This is a genomic window from Micromonospora chalcea (assembly GCF_002926165.1).
GTDB lineage: Bacteria > Actinomycetota > Actinomycetes > Mycobacteriales > Micromonosporaceae > Micromonospora > Micromonospora chalcea.
In genome coordinates this window covers 51189-62866 of the sequence record NZ_MAGP01000143.1, presented here as the reverse complement: position 1 = coordinate 62866, position 11678 = coordinate 51189, and the positions used below count along the sequence as shown (strand labels likewise).

At 73.8% G+C, this 11678-nt stretch carries 13 protein-coding genes; 6 read left to right on the top strand and 7 right to left on the bottom strand.

Annotated elements, in window-relative coordinates; all coding sequences use genetic code 11:
- The first annotated feature begins 10 nt into the window (after positions 1 to 10).
- The 5 genes from BAW75_RS24310 to BAW75_RS24290 all read left to right on the top strand — a co-directional run bounded on the left by BAW75_RS24310 (position 11) and on the right by BAW75_RS24290 (position 4603).
- Positions 11 to 985, top strand: a complete 975-nt coding sequence (locus tag BAW75_RS24310; protein WP_104115043.1) for an ABC transporter ATP-binding protein — start codon at positions 11 to 13, stop codon at positions 983 to 985.
- The gene (locus BAW75_RS24305; protein ID WP_043329061.1) at positions 982 to 1833 is read left to right on the top strand and encodes an ABC transporter permease; all 852 of its coding nucleotides are present in this window, start codon (positions 982 to 984) and stop codon (positions 1831 to 1833) included. Before BAW75_RS24310 ends, BAW75_RS24305 begins: the two co-directional genes overlap by 4 nt.
- A 10-nt stretch (positions 1834 to 1843) precedes the next feature.
- A complete protein-coding gene (locus tag BAW75_RS24300; protein WP_013287928.1) occupies positions 1844 to 2089 on the top strand; it encodes a helix-turn-helix transcriptional regulator in 246 nt (81 codons plus the stop codon).
- A 73-nt stretch (positions 2090 to 2162) separates the two neighbouring features.
- Positions 2163 to 4061: a DNA primase gene (gene dnaG / locus BAW75_RS24295; RefSeq protein ID WP_104115042.1), complete on the top strand. Its 1899-nt coding sequence runs from the start codon at positions 2163 to 2165 to the stop codon at positions 4059 to 4061.
- A complete protein-coding gene (locus tag BAW75_RS24290) occupies positions 4061 to 4603 on the top strand; it encodes a hypothetical protein (RefSeq protein ID WP_043329065.1) in 543 nt (180 codons plus the stop codon). The genes dnaG and BAW75_RS24290 overlap by 1 nt, the downstream gene beginning before the upstream one ends.
- Positions 4604 to 4695: 92 nt before the next feature.
- Here the strand turns inward: BAW75_RS24290 and BAW75_RS24280 are convergent, their stop codons facing one another.
- From BAW75_RS24280 to BAW75_RS24265, 4 genes are read right to left on the bottom strand one after another with little or no spacing between them, the layout of a single operon-like run.
- Entirely contained in the window at positions 4696 to 4950 is a 255-nt protein-coding gene (locus BAW75_RS24280; protein WP_043329066.1) for a type II toxin-antitoxin system Phd/YefM family antitoxin, read from the bottom strand.
- 22 nt (positions 4951 to 4972) lie between these two features.
- Entirely contained in the window at positions 4973 to 5524 is a 552-nt protein-coding gene (locus tag BAW75_RS24275) for a TetR/AcrR family transcriptional regulator (RefSeq protein ID WP_104115041.1), read from the bottom strand.
- Complete coding sequence (locus BAW75_RS24270) at positions 5521 to 6312, bottom strand: ABC transporter permease (protein ID WP_104115040.1); 792 nt, start codon at positions 6310 to 6312, stop codon at positions 5521 to 5523. Before BAW75_RS24270 ends, BAW75_RS24275 begins: the two co-directional genes overlap by 4 nt.
- Before the next feature lie 36 nt (positions 6313 to 6348).
- Positions 6349 to 7272: an ABC transporter ATP-binding protein gene (locus BAW75_RS24265; protein WP_104115039.1), complete on the bottom strand. Its 924-nt coding sequence runs from the start codon at positions 7270 to 7272 to the stop codon at positions 6349 to 6351.
- A 78-nt stretch (positions 7273 to 7350) separates the two neighbouring features.
- On the opposite strand from BAW75_RS24265, the gene BAW75_RS24260 reads away from it, so the two are divergent.
- The gene (locus BAW75_RS24260) at positions 7351 to 7890 is read left to right on the top strand and encodes a GNAT family N-acetyltransferase (protein ID WP_104115038.1); all 540 of its coding nucleotides are present in this window, start codon (positions 7351 to 7353) and stop codon (positions 7888 to 7890) included.
- A gap of 16 nt (positions 7891 to 7906) precedes the next feature.
- Here BAW75_RS24260 and BAW75_RS24255 read toward each other — a convergent pair whose 3' ends face one another.
- Genes BAW75_RS24255 through BAW75_RS24245 form a run of 3 tightly spaced genes read right to left on the bottom strand, consistent with a single transcriptional unit; the run spans position 7907 to position 11639 of the window.
- The gene (locus BAW75_RS24255) at positions 7907 to 8890 is read right to left on the bottom strand and encodes a TAXI family TRAP transporter solute-binding subunit (protein ID WP_104115037.1); all 984 of its coding nucleotides are present in this window, start codon (positions 8888 to 8890) and stop codon (positions 7907 to 7909) included.
- Positions 8887 to 9279 carry a roadblock/LC7 domain-containing protein gene (locus BAW75_RS24250; protein ID WP_030503989.1) on the bottom strand — a complete coding sequence of 131 codons (393 nt, stop codon included), beginning with the start codon at positions 9277 to 9279 and terminating at the stop codon, positions 8887 to 8889. Before BAW75_RS24250 ends, BAW75_RS24255 begins: the two co-directional genes overlap by 4 nt.
- Positions 9276 to 11639: a sensor histidine kinase gene (locus tag BAW75_RS24245; RefSeq protein WP_104115036.1), complete on the bottom strand. Its 2364-nt coding sequence runs from the start codon at positions 11637 to 11639 to the stop codon at positions 9276 to 9278. The genes BAW75_RS24250 and BAW75_RS24245 overlap by 4 nt, the downstream gene beginning before the upstream one ends.
- Positions 11640 to 11678: the final 39 nt, after the last annotated feature.

The following is an 11678-nucleotide window of genomic DNA, read 5'->3' as shown; positions in this document are numbered from 1 at the left end:
ATTTCGAGGCATGACTGCGGTCGAACTTCCTGGGGCCGTCGCGTCCCCCCGACCGCCCGACGAGGATCTCGTCCTCGACGTGCGGGATCTGCGTATGCGCTACGGCGCCGTCGACGTGCTGCACGGCGTCGACCTGACCGCCCGGCGGGGCGAGGTGGTGGCGCTGCTCGGGCCCAACGGCGCCGGCAAGACCACCACCATCGAGATCCTCGAAGGCTTCCGGCTGCCCTCGGCCGGCACGGTGCGCGTGCTCGGCAGCGACCCGGCCCGCGGCGACGAGCGGTGGCGCGCGCGGCTGGGCGTGGTGCTCCAGTCCTGGCGCGACCACGGCAAGTGGCGGGTGCGGGAGTTGCTCGCGCACCTCGGCGACTTCTACGCGCCGTACGGCACCGACCGGATCCCGCGCCCGTGGCCGGTCGACGAGCTGCTGGAGACGGTGGGCCTGACCGCGCACGCCGGCAGCCGGGTGTCGCGGCTCTCCGGCGGTCAGCGCCGCCGGCTGGACGTGGCGGTCGGCATCGTCGGCCGCCCGGAGCTGCTGTTCCTGGACGAGCCCACTGTCGGCTTCGACCCGGCCGCCCGGCGCGAGTTCCACGAGCTGGTGCACCGCCTGGCCGACCTGGACGAGACCACGATCGTGCTGACCACGCACGACCTGGCCGAGGCGGAGAAGCTGGCCGACCGCATCCTCATCCTGGCCGGCGGCCGGATCATCGCCGAGGGGTCGCCCGACCAGCTCGCCCGGCGCGTCGCGGGGGACGCCGAGGTGCGCTGGACCCGCGACGGCGAGCGGTACGTGCACGCCACCCCCGACGCCACCGCGTTCCTGCGCGACCTGCTCCGCGAGCACGGCGACCGGATAGGCGAGCTGGAGGTGCGCCGGGCCAGCCTGGAGGACGCGTACCTGGCGCTGGTGCACGAGGAGGAGACCGGCATCCGTACCGGCCGGGCCGAGCGGGTGTGGCAGCAGGAGGCGGACCGATGAACCCGACCACGAACGCGCTACGGGCCGGGCTGCGGCGCGGCGTGATCGAGCTGCGCGCGACGTTCACAAACGGCCAGGATCTCTGGACCTACTTCTTCCCCACCGTGGTGCTGCTGATCGCCGTGTTCTGGATGCGCGGCTCGACGGTGCCGGGCACCGACTTCTCGCTCGGCGCCCGTACGCTGCCCAGCGCGCTCGGGATGGGCCTGCTCTTCGGCGGCCTGCTCGGGCTGGCCAACCAGCTCGTCATCGACCGGGAGGACGGCACGCTGCTGCGCGCCAAGGCCATCCCGGACGGCATGCTCGGCTACCTGGTCGGCAAGATCGTGCTGGTCTCGGCGGTCGCGCTGATCGGCGTGGTCATCCAGCTCACGCCCGGGCTGTTCTTCCTGGACGGGCTGCGGCTCGGCGACCCGGGCGCCTGGCTCACGCTGGCCTGGGTGGTGCCGCTCGGGCTGGTGGCGACGCTGCCGCTGGGCGCGGTGATCGGCTCGCTGATCGAGAACCCGCGCAACATGGGCCTGGTGGTGATGCCGATCTTCGGCCTGATCGCGCTGTCCGGCATCTTCTATCCGATCAACGGCCTGCCCGGCTGGCTGCAGGGCGTCGCCCAGGTGTTCCCGCTCTACTGGCTAGGCTTGGGCATGCGCTCGGCGCTGCTCCCCGGCGACCTGGCAGCAGTCGAACTCGGCGGCTCCTGGCGGCACCTGGAGACGGTCGGCGTGCTCGGCGCCTGGGCGGTGCTCGGGCTCGTGCTGGCCCCGGTGGTGCTGCGCCGGATGGCCCGCCGGGAGTCCGGCTCGCGGGTCGCGGCCCGGCGGGAGCGGGCCATGCAGCGGGTCGGATGAGAGGGCGTCGATGAGCGAGACCGTGCACAACCGGATCGCGGTGCTGCGCGCCGAACGGGGCATCTCCCGGCGGCAACTGGCCGACGCGCTCGGTGTGCACTACCAGACCGTCGGTTACCTGGAGCGCGGCGAGTTCCGGCCCAGCCTGCACCTGGCGCTGCGCATCGCCGCGTACTTCGAGGTGCCGGTCGAGGTGGTCTTCTCCATCGAGCCGTTCCCGCGTATCGGCGACCCCGCGGCGGCCCGCTCGGCCTGAGCCGGCGGGGACGGGCGTGGTCGGCCACACGCCCGTCCCCCCGGCCGCCGGATCGTCGGTCCGGCAGGGCAGGATGTACGCCGAGGGGGTGGCGGTCATGGCGGGGCGGATCCGGGACGAGGACATCGCGCTGGTCCGCGAGCGCACCGCCATCGCGGACGTCATCTCCGAGGTGGTGACGCTCAAGTCGGCCGGTGGCGGCAACCTCAAGGGGCTCTGCCCGTTCCACGACGAGAAGAGCCCGTCGTTCAACGTCTCGCCCGCCCGCAACGTGTTCTACTGCTTCGGCTGCGGGGTCGGCGGCGACGCGATCAAGTTCCTGATGGACGCCGAGCACCTCAGCTTCGTCGAGTCCGTCGAGCGGCTGGCCTTCCGCGCCGGCATCCAGTTGCGCTACGTCGAGGACGACAGGTCCGCGCCGCGTCCCCGCCCGCAGCAGGGGCAGCGGCAGCGCCTGGTGGCCGCGCACGCCGCCGCCGTCGACTTCTACCGGGCCCAGCTCACCACCGCCGGCGCGCGCCCGGCCCGCGAGTTCCTCGCCGGGCGCGGCTTCGACCGGTCCGCCGCCGAGCGGTACGGCTGCGGCTTCGCCCCCGACGGGTGGGACCTGCTCACCAAGCACCTGCGTCAGCAGGGCTTCACCCACGACGAGCTGGTCACCGCCGGGCTGTCCCGTCCGGCCCGCTCCGGTTCGCTGATCGACAGGTTCCGCCGCCGCCTGATGTGGCCGATCCGGGACATCACCGGTGACGTGATCGGCTTCGGCGCCCGCAAGCTGTTCGACGACGACGACGGCCCGAAATACCTGAACACCCCCGAGACGCCGATCTACAAGAAGTCGCACGTGCTCTACGGCATCGACCAGGCCAAGCGGGAGATCGCCAAGCAGGGCAAGGTGGTGGTGGTCGAGGGCTACACCGACGTGATGGCCTGCCACCTCGCCGACGTGCCGACGGCGGTGGCGACCTGCGGCACGGCGTTCGGCGGCGACCACATCTCGGTGCTGCGCCGGGTGCTGTTCGACAGCGACGAACGGGCCGGCGAGATCATCTTCACCTTCGACGGCGACGCCGCCGGGCAGAAGGCCGCGTTGCGCGCGTTCGAGGACGACCAGCGCTTCGTCGGGCGTACCTTCATCGCGGTCAGCCCCGACAACATGGACCCGTGCGAGCTGCGCCTGGCAAAGGGCGACCTGGCCGTGCGTGACCTGGTGGCCCGCCGCGAGCCGCTGGTCGACTTCGCGCTCCGGCACGTGATCAGCCGGTTCGACCTGGACACCGTCGACGGCCGGGTCGAGGCCATGCGTCGCGCCGCGCCGCTCGTGGCGAAGATCAAGGACCGGGAGAAGCGCCCGGAGTACGTGCGCAAGCTCGCCGGCGACCTCGGCATGGAGATCGAGCCGGTGCAGCGCGCGGTGCTCAACGCGGCACACGGGCCGCAGGCCGGCGGCGCCGCGCCCGCCGCCCCGGCCCGCCCCGGCCGGGCCACGCCCGCTGTGGACAGTCCGCGTTCCATGGTGGAGCGGGAGGCGCTCAAGCTGGCGTTGCAGGAGCCGGTGCTGGCCGGTCCGATGTTCGACGCGGTCGAGGTGACCGACTACCAGCACCCGGTGCACGTCGCGGTACGCGCCGCCGTGGCGGCGGCCGGCGGAGCGTCCACTGCCACCGGCGGCGCGGTCTGGATCGAACGGGTCCGCGACGCCTGCGACGACCTGGCCGGGCAGGCGCTCATCGGCGAGCTGGCGGTGGAGCCGCTGCGCATCGACGGCGAGCCGGACCCGAGGTACGTCTCGATCACCATGGCCCGGCTCCAGTGGAGTTCGGTCACCGGCCGCATCCGTGACCTCAAGTCGAAGATCCAGCGGGTCAACCCGGTGAGCAACAAGGACGAGTACTTCGCCCTGTTCGGGGAACTGCTGTCGCTGGAACAGCACGCACGGGCACTGCGCGAGCAGGCCGCCGGAGGATTGTGATGGGACTGTTCAACCGCCGGCCGAAACTGCCGTCCGCCGACCGGCCGCCGCTGGCCGCCGACGAGCGGGTGCTCGCCTGGGCCGCCGCCGGCACCGGCGAGGGCGGCAACGACGGCGTGCTGGTCGCCAGCAACCGTGGCCTCTGGCTGCCCGGCCGGGTGGAGCGCCTCGGCTGGCACGACATCCTCAAGGCGGTCTGGTCCGGCCGCGAGCTGACTGTCACCCCGGCCGAGCCGGTCGCCGAGCGCGACGGCTACCTGGTGGTGGCGGACGGCCTCCCCGAGACGTACCTGCTCGTCGACCCGGGTGACCTGCCGCACCAGGTCCGGGACCGGGTCACCGGCTCGGTGGCGTACACCTCGCACCACGAGATGCCCGGCGGCTCCGGGCGGATCGCGGCCCGGCGGGTGCCCGGCGTCGACGGGCTGACCTGGACGGTCCGCTACGACCCGGGGACGCCCACCGACGACGAGGACGTGGCCGCCGAGACCGCCCGGCTGGTCGCAGCGGCGCGGGCCGCCACCACCCCCGCCGACGTCTGAGGTCTACACCTTGAGGACGTCGACCTCGTAGAGCGGGATGGTGGCGTCGCCGGTGATGGCCCAGAGCGCGACGTGGGTGTCCAGCAGCAGGGTCATGCGCCGATCCCGAAGTCGGCGGCGATCTCGGCGTTGGTCTGTGGCGAATCCCAGTCACCCGAGAGGTCCACCTGCCCCGCGAGGGAGCCGATCGCCGTGCGGTCGGTCCGGCGCACCAGCGGTACGACCTTCGCCACGGGGGTGCCCGCCCGGTCGATGATGATCTCTTCGCCGCGTTCCACCCGCTCGATGATGCGCGACAGGTGGGTCTTGGCATCATGCATGTTGTAGTGCACAGCCTCAGCCGACATGGCGCGCCCTCCTTGGCTTAGTTTAGGCACGTGGGCGGGCGCCGTCGAGGAAGAGCGCGACGACCCGGGCGGGGCCGTTCTCGTCGGTGAGGTCGGTCGCGCGGGCCAGGTGCAGGAACGCGTTCATCAGGAACTCCGGTTCGCCGGTGACCGCGCCCTCGGCACGGGCGTCGGCGAAGAACCGGGTGACCGGGGCCAGCATCAGGGCGACGTAGAGGCCCGAGACGTGCTCGCTGGTCTCGGCGGAGACGAGCGGCAGCGTGTCGTAGATGCGCTGCTCGAACGTGATCGCGTCGCCGTGCTGACCGGCGGCGACGGTGGCGAGCGCGTGCAGCCGGTGCGGCACGTCGCCGGGGCCGGCCAGCGCCGCCGAGATCCTGCCGCCGACGTCCCGGATGTACCGCTCCGCCACCGCGATGTAGAGGTCCTCCTTGCCGCCCGGGAAGTGGTGGTAGATGGACGGCTTCTGGATGCCGACGCTGCGGCCGACGCCGACCAGGGAGATGCCCTGGTAGCCGGTCGCGGCGAGCTGTTCGGCGAAGGCGTCCATGATCTGGGTGCGGGTGTCGCTCATCGGTTCTTCCTGGCGTGGTGGAGGGCGAGGGCGCAGGCGGCGGTTCCGGCGACGGTGAGGGCGGCGAGCGCCGCGACGCCGATCGGGGCCGCGGCGAGCGGCGTGCCGCCGCCGAGCTGCCGGGCGGTGTCGACGATATAGGTGAGCGGGTTGACCGTGGCGATCACCCGCATCCAGCCGGCGAGTTCGTCGACCGGCGCGAACACGCCGGTGAAGAACGACAGGCCGAACACGACGAGCGTGACCAGGTTGGTGGTGGACGCCGAGCCCGACCGGATGGCGAGCGCCGTGCTCAGCAGCGCGACGCCGAGTCCGAGCGCGAGCATCAGCAGGAGCATTCCGGCGACGCCGGACCAGCTCGCCGGCCGGTAGCCGATCGCGACGGCCCCGGCGACGGTCACCACCATCTGGAGTACGACAGCGAGCAGCGCGGCGACGACCGGGCCGACGAGGAACGGCGTCGTGGTCCCGTGGGCGAGCCGGAGGCGGTCCAGGTATCCGCTGGTGATGTCGCCCAGCACGAGCGTGCCGGCCGCGCCCGCGCCGGTGCCGACGCCGGTGAGCAGGATCAGCGGCAGCAGGAACGCGATGAAGCTCGTCCCGCCCAGATAGGTGCTGCCCACGGCGTCGAGCTGCCCGGCGTAGACGAGCAGGAAGAACAGGGACTGGGCGACCGGGGCCACGAGCAGCGCCGGGGTACGGAGCACGGCCCGGGTCGAGCGTCTGATCGCCGCGAGGACGACCGGGGCCGAAGAGCGGCGGGGCGGGGTGAGCGCGAGCGGGAGCACGGTGTCGGGCCTTTCGGGGTGCGGTGGGGGCGCGCCTCAGCGGGCGGCGAGGGCGACGAAGACGTCGTCGAGGGAGGGCTCGGCGAGATGGAGCCGGGTGATGTCGGCGGCGATCGCGCCGGCTTCGTGCAGGGCAGCGGTCAGCGCGCGGGGGTCGTCGGGGACGCTGAGGCGTACCCGGTCCAGGTGGTCGGGGTCGGCGCGGAACCCGGCTTCGGACGCGGCGACGAGCGCGGTCGCGGCGGCGGCGTCGGACAGGTCGAGCGTGAGCGTTCGGGCGCCGACGCGCCCCTTGAGCGACGCCGGTGGGCCCTGGGCGACCACCCGGCCGTCCCGTAGCACGGCGATCTCCGTGGCCAGCACGTCGGCCTCGTGCAGGTCCTGGGTCGAGATGAGCAGCGAGGTGCCGCTGTGGTTGAGGCGGGTCAGCTCGGTCCAGAAGTCGATGCGTGCGAGCGGGTCCAGGCCGGTGGTCGGCTCGTCCAGGATCACCACTGCGGGCTCGGCGACGAGCGCCACCGCCAGGTCCAGCTTGCGGCGGGTGCCGCCGGAGAGCTTGGCCACCCGGGACGAGCGGTGCTCGCCCAGCCCGAACAGGTCGACGAGTTCCCGCGTGCGGCGGGCCCGCTGCCGGCGGCCGAGCCCGAGCGCCACGCCGTGGAAGTCGAGCACCTCCGCCGGGGTGGCGAGGGGGTCCAGCGCGTTCGACTGCGGCGCCAGGCCGATCAGGCGACGCGCGTCCCGCGCCTGCGTCACGGTGTCGAAGCCGCCGACGCGCACCGAGCCCGAGGTCGGGGTGCGCAGGGTGGCGATGATCTCCAGCAGCGTGGACTTGCCGGCGCCGTTGTGGCCGAGCACGACGAACCGGCTGCCCGGCGCGACGGCGAGGTCGAGCGCGCGCAGGGCGTCGCGTGTCCCGTAGGTCTTGGTCAGGGCGGAGGCGAGGACGAGCGGGGTCATGCCAGCCACCCTACCGACCGGTCGGTAGGGTGGCCAAATCCGATTGCCGACCCGCTCCGTCGCCGCTAGCGTCGCGGCATGTTCGCCACCGAGCGCGTCCGTCTGCGCCCTCCCACCCCCGACGACGCGCCGGACCTGTTCCGCCTGCACAGCGACCCGGAGCTGCACCTGATCACCGACGACGAGCCGTTCCTGCCGCACCATGTCGGGCAGGTCCGGGCCCGGCTGGAGAAGCGCGCCGCCGAACAGCCGGAAGCCGGCGCTCCGGTGTCACTGCTGGCCGAGACCGTCGCCGACGGCACGTTCCTCGGCACCGGCGTGCTGTGGGGGATCAACACCTTCGACGGGCTCGCCCACCTCGGCATCACGCTGCTCCCCGAGGCGCGCGGCCAGGGCTACGGCACCGAGGTGATCCGGCTGCTCTGCCGGTACGGCTTCCGCAACCGCAACCTGCGGCGCCTGGAGATCGAGACGCTGGCCGGCAACACGGCCATGCGGCGTACCGCCGAGCGGTGCGGCTTCGTCCACGAGGGCACCCAGCGCGACCGCGAGTACGACGGCGACGGCTTCGCCGACATGGCGCTCTACGGTCTGCTGCGGCGCGACTGGACGCCGTAGCGGGGCCGCGCCGCGCTCAGCCGCCGTCGCGGTAGAACCGGGCCGCGCCCGGGTGCAGCGGGATCGGGCCGGTCGCGGCCGCGCTGGCCCGGTTGAAGTTCGCCGCCTCCGGATGCACCTGGATCAGATCGCCCTGCCAGGTGAAGAGCACCCGGGTCAGGTCGTACGCGAGTTGCTCCGGCATGTCCGCCGCCACCAGGATCACGTTCGCCACCGTGATGGTGGGCGTCGGCTCGGCCGTGCCGTAGACCTCCTTCGGCAGCGTGGCGGTGGTGTAGACGCCGCCGAACCGGGCGCTCAACGGCTCGATCAGGTCGTTCAGCGGCAGCAGCCGGAACTTCCCGGGCGCGGAGGAGAGCAGGTCCTTCACACCGGGCGTGGGCAGGCCGCCGGAGAAGAACATGGCGTCCAGCGTGTTCGCCCGCATCCGCTTGACCGTCTCCGGCAACGACAGGTTGAGCCGCTGGATGCCGGTGTTCGGGTCGATGCCGCCGGCGGTGAGCAGACGCCCGGCGATGATGTCGGTCCCGGACTTCGGCGAACCGGTCGAGACGCGCTTGCCGCGCAGGTCGGCGAAGCTGTTGATCTTGCCGTCGCTGCGGACGATCACGTGCGTGTAGTTGCTGTAGACGCGGGCCAGCGCACGTACCGGCTGCGGTTGCTTGTCGAACGCCCCGCGGCCGTCGACCGCGTCCGCCGCCGTGTCGGCCAGGCTGAACGCGATCTCCATGTCGCCGCCGGCCACCCGGGTGATGTTCTCCACCGACGCGCCGGTCGGCTCCGCGCGCGCCTCGTACCCGGGCACGTGCCGGGTGATCAGATCGGCGTACCCGCCGCCGAGCTGGTAGTAGACGCCTGTGGTGTTGCCGGTGGCCAGGAAGATCCGCCCGCCGTGCCACGCCTGCCCAGTGGTGTCCTCGGCGCCGCAACCGGCCACCAGCACCGTCGCCAGCACCGTCGCCAGCAGCGCCGCCACCAGCCGCGCCGGGCGGCCGCTCACCGGCGGACCGCCGGTTCCAGCGCCTCCGCCACCCGCTGCACCAGCGTCGCCGTCTCGTAACCGATCTGGCCCAGGTCGCAGCCGGGCGCGGCCAGCACGCCGAGCAGCGCCCGTTCCCCGACCGCCATCACCAGCATCACACCGCCGTCCATGTCGACGATCTGCTGGCGTACCCGGCCGGCGGACATCAGCCGGGCCGCGCCCACGGTAAGGCTCGCCAAGCCGCTGATCACCGCCGAGAGCTGGTCGACCTGGTCCGGGGAGAGATCCGGCGAGGACGCCAGCCGCAGTCCGTCCTCGGAGACCGCGAGCGCGTGCGAGACGTCCGGCACCTGCTCGGCGAAGTTCGCCAGCAGCCAGTCGAGCCCGGTGGAAGCGGGTGGATTCATGGTCTTCTCCCGTTGGGTGGTGTGGTGTTCGGGGCACGGCGCGTCGCGCTGGCCACCCCCTCGGCGAGGGCGGACAGCCGGGCGCGTACCACTTCGGGGTCGAGCAGGTCGGTCGCGGGCGGCGGCGCGGTGGCGGCGGGCATCGGTCCCGGCAGATGCCCGCCCACCGGCCGCCGGGGCAGCCCGGCGGCGGTGGTCGACACCGGCGCCGGTGGCACGCTCACCGGCCGGATCCACGCCGCGCTCGGCGCCAGCAGCGCGCCACCCGGCGCCCGGACCGTGGCCACGCCGCGCGCCGGCCCGCCGGCCGTCGGGGCGCTGGTGACCAGGTCGCGGGAACCGCCCTGCGGCCGCAGGACGGGCGCGTTCTTGAACCACGGCGCGCCGCGCCCGTGCGGGCGCCGCTCGGCCGGCGGCCGGGACGCCACCGACTCGACCCGGGTCAGCACCGACTCCGGTACGTCCACCTGCGCCACCGTGCCGGTGCCAGGGTTGTGCAACTGCACCCGGATCCCGTGCCGGGCGGCCAGGTGGGCCACCACGTGCAGGCCCATGCTGCCGGCGGCGGCGCTGGACAGGGTGGCCGGCGCGGCGAGCCGTTCGTTGATCTCGGCCAGCCGGCTCTCGCTGATGCCGATGCCCTGGTCGTGCACGCGCAGCACCAGCCCGTCGACGGTGCGCCGGCCGTCCACCAGCACCCGGGCCTCCGGCGGCGAGTAGACGGTGGCGTTCTCCAGCAACTCGGCCAGCAGATGCACCAGGTTGCCGGCCGCAGCGCCGTGCACCGCCGCGGTCGGCACGTCGATCTCCACCCGCGGATAGTCCTCGATCTCGGAGGCCGCCGCCCGTGCCACGTCGTCCAGCAGCAACGCGCCCTCGTGCCCCCGGCCCGGCTCGCCACCGGCGAGGACCAGCAGGTTCTCCCCGTTGCGCCGCAGCCGGGCGGCCAGGTGGTCCAGCGCGAAGAGCCGGGCCAGCGCGTCCGGGTCGGTCTCCTCGCGCTCGAAGTCGTCGAGCAGCCGCAACTGCCGGGTGATCAGCGTCCGGATGCGCCGGGCCAGCGCCTCCGCCATCCGGGTCACGTCCAGCCGCAACTCGGCCTGCTGCCCGGCGAGCCGCAGCGCGGCCCGGTTCACCGTGTCGAACGCCTCGGCGACCTGCGCCACCTCGTCCTGACCGCGCCGGATCCCGTCGGTCATCCGGGTCGCCGGACCATCCGCCGGCGCCCGCTCGCCCGCCGCGATCGCGGTGATCCGCTCCGGCAGTTCCCGGTTCGCCATGGTCAGCGCGGCCACCCGCAGCCGGCGCAACCGGCGGCTGGTGCGCACCGCGAGCAGTACGGCGGTGACGAGCGAGCCGAGCGCGACGGTGCTCGTCGCCCCGGCGGTCAGCACCGCGCGCAGCCGGGCCGCGGCGGCCAGGTCGGCCGCGTCCCGGTCCAGCCCGTCGGACAGGTCCCGGCCGAGCAGGTTGTACCGGCGGATCGCGCCGCTCTGCGCCACGTACCAGGCGTCGCCGTCGGTCTTCAGCGCGTCCGGCGCGCCGTCGGTGTCGAGCATCGCGTCGCGCATCCGCCGGGCCGTGGTCACGTCGGCGCCGTCGACCAGCCGGTACCAGGCAGCGTTCGCCGGGGCGGAGGCGATCCGCAGGAACTCGGCCTGCCGCTGCTCCCGGGCGCCCCGCAGCCGGCCCAGCCGGGCCAGCTCGCCGCGTTCCAGTCCGCCTCTGACGAACACCGCCCGCAGCAGGTCGCGCTCCAGCGCGGACAGGTGCTCCTGGGCGGCCACCGAGGCCACCTCACGGGCCTGGTTGGCCAGGTCGGCGTCCCGGAGTTGACTGGGCAGCGCGTCCGCGACCGCGAGCAGGGACTCCACGAGCGACACGTACGCCGGGTCGCCGCGCTCACCGGCCATCGTCAGGTCCCGGGTCGGCGCGAGTTGCTCCAAGCGCCCGCGCGCGTCGTCCAGCACCCCCGCCAGGTCCGGGGCGGCCCGGCGCGCGTCACCCTGCGCCGAGCGGTAGCGCTCCACGGCCGTGTCGACCCGGCGGCGCTGCGCGTCCACGAGTGGGCGGCCGGACGTACCGCCGCGCTGGCGCAACGCGGCCGTCTCGCCCAGTTCGCGTTCCAGCTCGTGCACCAGACGTACGGTCGCGGTGGCGGTGCCGGCCAGCACGCGCGCCCGGTCGGCGTCGGCGGACGCGTCCAGCGCGGCGTCGGTCTGCGCCGCCCCCAGCACGACCAGCCCGGCCGTGGCGACCAGGATCGGGGCCAGCAGTTGGACGCGGACCGAGCGCAGGCGTCCGGTGCGGTCCGCGGAGCGGTGGTGCCGGCGTACGCGAGCCGGGTGGGGCAGCGGCACGGTGGTCTCCGGTCGGGTCGGGCGGGCCGGGCCCGGACG

Coding starts and splice junctions, on each gene's coding strand:
- BAW75_RS24310 (WP_104115043.1), top strand. CDS start 11: ATGACTGCGGTCGAACTTCCTGGGGCCGTCGCGTCCCCCCGACCGCCC.
- BAW75_RS24305 (WP_043329061.1), top strand. CDS start 982: ATGAACCCGACCACGAACGCGCTACGGGCCGGGCTGCGGCGCGGCGTG.
- BAW75_RS24300 (WP_013287928.1), top strand. CDS start 1,844: ATGAGCGAGACCGTGCACAACCGGATCGCGGTGCTGCGCGCCGAACGG.
- dnaG (WP_104115042.1), top strand. CDS start 2,163: ATGTACGCCGAGGGGGTGGCGGTCATGGCGGGGCGGATCCGGGACGAG.
- BAW75_RS24290 (WP_043329065.1), top strand. CDS start 4,061: ATGGGACTGTTCAACCGCCGGCCGAAACTGCCGTCCGCCGACCGGCCG.
- BAW75_RS24280 (WP_043329066.1), bottom strand. CDS start 4,950: ATGTCGGCTGAGGCTGTGCACTACAACATGCATGATGCCAAGACCCAC.
- BAW75_RS24275 (WP_104115041.1), bottom strand. CDS start 5,524: ATGAGCGACACCCGCACCCAGATCATGGACGCCTTCGCCGAACAGCTC.
- BAW75_RS24265 (WP_104115039.1), bottom strand. CDS start 7,272: ATGACCCCGCTCGTCCTCGCCTCCGCCCTGACCAAGACCTACGGGACA.
- BAW75_RS24260 (WP_104115038.1), top strand. CDS start 7,351: ATGTTCGCCACCGAGCGCGTCCGTCTGCGCCCTCCCACCCCCGACGAC.
- BAW75_RS24250 (WP_030503989.1), bottom strand. CDS start 9,279: ATGAATCCACCCGCTTCCACCGGGCTCGACTGGCTGCTGGCGAACTTC.